Annotated in this window: 5 protein-coding genes; 1 reads left to right on the forward strand and 4 read right to left on the reverse strand. The window is 70.0% G+C overall.

The window, feature by feature from the left end; translation table 11 throughout:
• Positions 1-1,169, reverse strand: a 1,169-nt coding sequence (locus ASD25_RS27525) for a PHP domain-containing protein (protein WP_156389491.1), incomplete at its 3' end; no start/stop codon positions are given.
• 503 nt (positions 1,170-1,672) lie between these two features.
• On the opposite strand from ASD25_RS27525, the gene ASD25_RS32610 reads away from it, so the two are divergent.
• Positions 1,673-1,792 carry a hypothetical protein gene (locus ASD25_RS32610; protein WP_235561751.1) on the forward strand — a complete coding sequence of 40 codons (120 nt, stop codon included), beginning with the start codon at positions 1,673-1,675 and terminating at the stop codon, positions 1,790-1,792.
• 160 nt (positions 1,793-1,952) lie between these two features.
• On the opposite strand, the gene ASD25_RS27530 is transcribed toward ASD25_RS32610, so the two are convergent.
• From ASD25_RS27530 to ASD25_RS27540, 3 genes are all read right to left on the reverse strand, one after another.
• A complete protein-coding gene (locus ASD25_RS27530; protein WP_055830424.1) occupies positions 1,953-2,363 on the reverse strand; it encodes a hypothetical protein in 411 nt (136 codons plus the stop codon).
• Positions 2,364-2,399: 36 nt separating this feature from the next.
• A complete protein-coding gene (locus ASD25_RS27535) occupies positions 2,400-3,101 on the reverse strand; it encodes an ABC transporter ATP-binding protein (protein WP_055830421.1) in 702 nt (233 codons plus the stop codon).
• Positions 3,094-4,294, reverse strand: a 1,201-nt coding sequence (locus ASD25_RS27540) for a lipoprotein-releasing ABC transporter permease subunit (RefSeq protein ID WP_056621522.1), incomplete at its 5' end; no start/stop codon positions are given. The genes ASD25_RS27535 and ASD25_RS27540, both read right to left, overlap by 8 nt.

Consider the following 4,294-nt stretch of genomic DNA (forward strand, 5'->3'; position numbering starts at 1 on the left):
GGGCCGAAGCGCAGGGGATCCAGGTCGGTGATGGTCAGGGCCCAGGCGACCAGCGAACCGGCGCCCGAACCCCGGCCCGGACCCACGGGGATGCCGTGGTTCTTGGCCCATTTGATGAAGTCCGACACGATCAGGAAATAGCCGGGGAAGCCCATCTGCTGGATGATGCCGACCTCCCATTCGAGGCGAGTCCAGTACTCTTCCTCGGGGGCCGCGGGCGTCACCGCCAGCAGCCGCGCCTTCAGTCCCTCGCGGGCCTGATGCATCAGCTCGTCGGGCTCGGACCGGCCCGCGCCGGCGTCGAAACGGGGCAGGATGGGCGCGCGCGTGGGGGCGAGGAAGGCGCAGCGACGGGCGATCTCGATGGTGTTGTCGCAGGCCTCCGGCAGGTCGGCGAACAGCGTCCGCATCGCCGCCGCGGGCTTGAACCAGTGCTCGCCGGTGATGCGGCGGCGGTCTTCCTGGCCGGTGAAGGCCCCGTCGGCGATGCACAGCAGGGCGTCGTGGGACCGCGCCTGGGCCGCCTTCGCATAGTGGACGTCGTTGGTGGCGACCAGCGGCGCGTCATGGGCGTAAGCCCATTCGACGAGGCCGCGCTCGGCCTGGCCCTCGCTGGCGAGGCCGTGGCGTTGCAGCTCGACATAGAAGCGGTCGCCGAAGACCCGCGCCATTTCGGTCAGGGCGGCGGCGGCCTCGGCCGGGCGGGACTGGACGAACAGGGGGTCGACGGGGCCGTCGGGGCCGCCCGACAGCAGGATCAGCCCCTCGGACCGCTCCGCCACCATGGTCCAGGGCACGCTGGGCTCGTCCATCGAACCGGCGTCGAGGAAGGCCGAGGACGACAGGGCGCACAGGTTCAGCCAGCCCGCCTCGTTCTGGACCAGCAGGACCACGGTCGGGACCCTGGCCCAGCGCTCGTTGATCTTGCCGCCGATGCCGGTGACGGGGATGGCGCAGGCCACCAGCGGCTGGACGCCGGCCCCCTTCGCCGCCTCGCTGAACTCCAGCGCGCCGAACAGATTGGCCCGGTCGGCCACGCCCACCGCCGGCATGCCCGCGTCGGCGGCCAGGGTCGGGACCTTGCCCGCCTTGATCGCGCCTTCCAGCAGCGAATAGGCCGAGCGGACGCGGAGATGGATGAAGCCCTGGCTGTTCAGCGTGTCGGTCAAACCGGTCCCGTTCCCTCGCCGATCGGCGTCCCTGTTCTGGACCGAGTCTCACATCGCGAGCGACCCGGACACCGGAAAGCGGCGCCCTGCCCGTCCCGCCCGACGACCGCCTGTGGATAGCCGGCGGCGCCGGCGCCCCGCGACCGGTGGAGCGGAAAAATATCGTCCAGCTCGTCCAGCTCGTCCATTCGCGGCGCTCAACACCTTGAAATCGCGGCACCCGTCCGTCCGGACGCCCCGGACTCCCCTCAGGCCGCCGAGGTCAGCAACGCCGCCTGCCACATCACCCAGACGAAGCCGCCGCACGACGCCAGCGACAATGTATCCCTCACCCAACGCGCCATGATCTTTGTCCCCGGATTGCGTGTTCCGGTTCTGTTCTATGTTCTTGTTGCGTTCCCGTCAAGGGCATTTGAGGTGAACCGACTCGTCGCGGCCTGTAGGATGGCCTGCGCGCCACTCACCGTCCGCCCTCCGGCGGCAGGCGTCGCGGGAGAGCGGCCATGGCCAAGGGTCAAGTGAAGAGCAACAAGGAAGTCCGCAAACCCAAGGCCGAGAAGCCCAAGCCGTCCGTGGCGGTCAGCAGCAGCTCGCCGTTCACGACGCCTCCGGGGAAGAAATAGCGGCAAGCGTCCTTCTCCCCTCCGGGGGAGAAGGTGGCTCGCGGAGCGAGGCGGATGAGGGGGATGGCTCCCCCACCCCGTCTGACCGCTCGCTTGATCTGACCGCCCCCTCATCCGTCAGGCTGCGCCTGACACCTTCTCCCCCGAGGGGAGAAGGGATTTATTCGGCCTCCAGCCTGCGCTCGCACTCGGCCACGCCCGCGGCGACGCCGGCGTCGGCGTAGAGGTCGCGGGCGGCGGTCCAGGCGGCTTCGGCCGGGCCCGGGCGGCGCAGGGCGTCCAGCGCCAGGGCCGTCAGCCGCAGGGCGTTGGCCATGTCGATCGAGGTCCCCTGCCCGTTCGACCGGTACAGGGCCGCGGCCTGTTCGGCGTGGGCCAGGGCCTGTTCCAGATGGTCGGCCTCGCGGTCGATGTCGGACAGGTGGCGCAGGGCGTGGGCCTGCAGCAGGGGGGCGCCGCTCTCGCGGCTGAGGGCGGCGGCGCGGGCGTATGAGTTGCGGGCGTCCAGAGTGCGGCCTTCGGCCATGGCCTCGCGCGCCGTGGTCAGATGGGCCTGGATGGCGTCGGTCATGAAAGGCTCCGCGTAAGCAGAACCCTTAGCACAGCCTCAGTAGGCGTGGCTCTCGGCCGGGCGTTCTTCCAGATGGCCGTCCTTGAGGGCGAAGACGCGGTCCATGTGACCGGCCAGCTCCATGTTGTGGGTGGCGATCAGGGCGGCGACGCCGGTCTTCTTGACGAGGTCGTGCAGGGCCTCGAACACCGTCTGGCTGGTGGCGGGGTCGAGGTTGCCGGTCGGCTCGTCGGCCAGCAGCAGCCGCGGACGGTTGGCCAGGGCGCGGGCGACGGCGACGCGCTGCTGCTCCCCGCCCGACATCTGGGCCGGCTGGTGGGTCAGCCGTTCGCCGAGGCCGAGGGCGGTCAGGACTTCGGAGGCGCGGGCGCGGGCCTCGGCCTGTCTGACGCCGGCGATGCGCAGCGGCAGGGCGACGTTGTCGCGGGCGTCGAACTCGGCCAGCAGATGGTGGAACTGGTAGACGAAGCCGATGCGGGCCAGGCGGAGGTGGGTGCGGGCGCGCTCGTCCAGCATGCCGACGTCCTCGCCGTCGATGCGGATCTCGCCCGAGGTGGGGCGCTCCAGCAGGCCGGCGGCGTGCAGCAGGGAGGACTTGCCCGAGCCGGACGGGCCGATCAGGCCGACGACCTCGCCCGGCATCACATCGAGATTGACGCCCCGAAGCACCGTCAGGCCGCCGGTGGCGGTGTCATAGGTGCGCGTCAGGCCGCGGACGGAGAGGACGGGGTTACTCATACCGAAGCGCCTCGACCGGATCCATTTTCGCGGCCCGCCACGACGGCAGCAGGCTGGCGATACAGCTCATGAACAGGGACCAGACGGCGACCCAGAAGACGTCGCCGGGGTCGACCAGGGCGGGGATGGAGTCGAGCATGTAGACGTCGGCGTTGAACAGCTGGACGCCCAGCAGCGCCTCGAGGAAATGCTGGATGGGGCCGATGTTCAGACAGAAGACGAGGCCGAGGAACAGGCCGGTGGCCGTGCCGGCCACCCCGATCGCCGCGCCGGCGACGAAGAAGACGCGCAGCATCGACATCTGGCTGGCGCCGACGGTGCGCAGGATGGCCACGTCGCGGGTCTTGTTCTTCACCAGCATGACGATGCCGGAGATGATGTTCAGGGCGGCGATGGCGACGACGAGGCCGAGGATTATGCTCATGGCCACCCGCTCGACCTTCAGCGCGCCCCAGAAGGCCGCCAGCCGGTCGCGCCAGTCGCTGACCACGCCGCCGGGCCCCGCGGCCGCGCGGACGGCGGGATAGAGGTCGGCCACGCGGTCGGGCTGGTCGATCTTCATCTCGATGACGTCCCAGACGCCCTCCTTGCCGAAGAAGAGCTGGGCCTGTTCCAGCGGCATGAACAGGAAGGCGCGGTCGAAGTCCGCCGTGCCGGAGGTGAAGACTCCGCCGACGCGATAGGTCTTCTCGAGCCCGCCCAGATTGCCGAAGGCGCTGTCGGCTCCGGTCGGGGAATACAGGGTGATGGGATCGCCGACCCGCAGGCCCATGCCTTCGGCCAGGGCCTTGCCGATGATGATGTTGTCGCCGCCGTAGGCCCCCTGGCCGAAGGTGCGCTTCGCCTCGGCCGAGAGGCTGTCATAGACGTAGGACATGGAGCCCAGATCCTGCGGGCGGATGCCGCGCACGACGGCGCCGGTCGTCTGGCCGGCGGCGCGGACAAGGCTCTGGTTCTCGATCACGGGCGTGACGCTGACGACTCCCGGAACCTGGCCGATGCGCCGGACCACGGCGTCGCGGTTCGGATCGCTCAGCACCTGGCCCTGGACGTACATRTGGCCGTTGAAGGACAGCATGCGGCTGAGCAGTTCGKRCCGGAAGCCGGCCATGATGCTCATCACCACGATCAGGGCCATGACCGCGAGCGAGATKGCGACRTAGGAGATGATGGCGATCAGGGCGATGCCGCCC

The sequence above is a fragment of the Brevundimonas sp. Root1423 genome, assembly GCF_001426805.1.

Coding starts and splice junctions, on each gene's coding strand:
- ASD25_RS32610 (WP_235561751.1), top strand. CDS start 1,673: ATGGCCAAGGGTCAAGTGAAGAGCAACAAGGAAGTCCGCAAACCCAAG.
- ASD25_RS27530 (WP_055830424.1), bottom strand. CDS start 2,363: ATGACCGACGCCATCCAGGCCCATCTGACCACGGCGCGCGAGGCCATG.
- ASD25_RS27535 (WP_055830421.1), bottom strand. CDS start 3,101: ATGAGTAACCCCGTCCTCTCCGTCCGCGGCCTGACGCGCACCTATGAC.